This window comes from Oscillibacter sp. KLE 1728, assembly GCF_934833455.1.
GTDB classification, from domain to species: domain Bacteria; phylum Bacillota; class Clostridia; order Oscillospirales; family Oscillospiraceae; genus Oscillibacter; species Oscillibacter welbionis.
Window position 1 is genome coordinate 23,331 of sequence record NZ_CAKVVF010000033.1, and the last position, 489, is coordinate 23,819.

Here is a 489-nt window from a genome sequence, read left to right on the forward strand (position 1 = left end):
CCCCGCTTCCATCCTGGAACGGCGCACCGCGGTTCCCCGGTGCGCCCATTTCGTACTAACTGACATCTCCGCCGCCCGCCGCATCCGGCGGCTTTTAGCCCTTCCGCAGCATCTGCCGCAGAGCCGCCACCGGGCCGCAGAGTTATTTCTGGCTGCGGGAGTCTCCCGCCATCAGCCGAAGAAGTACTCGAAGAGGTCGTAAGGATTGGTGTACCCGCCGCCGTTCTGGGTGTTCTGATCCTGCTCCGTCTGGCCCTGCACAGCGGACTGCTGATCGGCAGACACGGCGCCCCAGGTCAGCTCCAGAGTGATGGTCTCACCCTGGCGGTAGACGGTCAGTGTGGAGGTATCGCCGGCCGCATAGCCCTTCTTGGCGGCGGTCAGGTCCTCCAGGGAGGTGATCTCCGTGCCGTCGATGGCGGTGATAACGTCGCCCAACTGCAGGCCCGCCGCAGCCGCCGGACTGCCGTCCTCCACAGAGTATACGAA

1 protein-coding gene is annotated in these 489 nt (G+C 65.2%); it reads right to left on the reverse strand.

Features of this window, described 5'->3' with window-relative positions:
• Nucleotides 1–171 precede the first annotated feature (171 nt).
• The coding region (locus tag QVE23_RS05595; RefSeq protein ID WP_287967725.1) for a PDZ domain-containing protein at nucleotides 172–489 on the reverse strand (318 nt) is incomplete at its 5' end.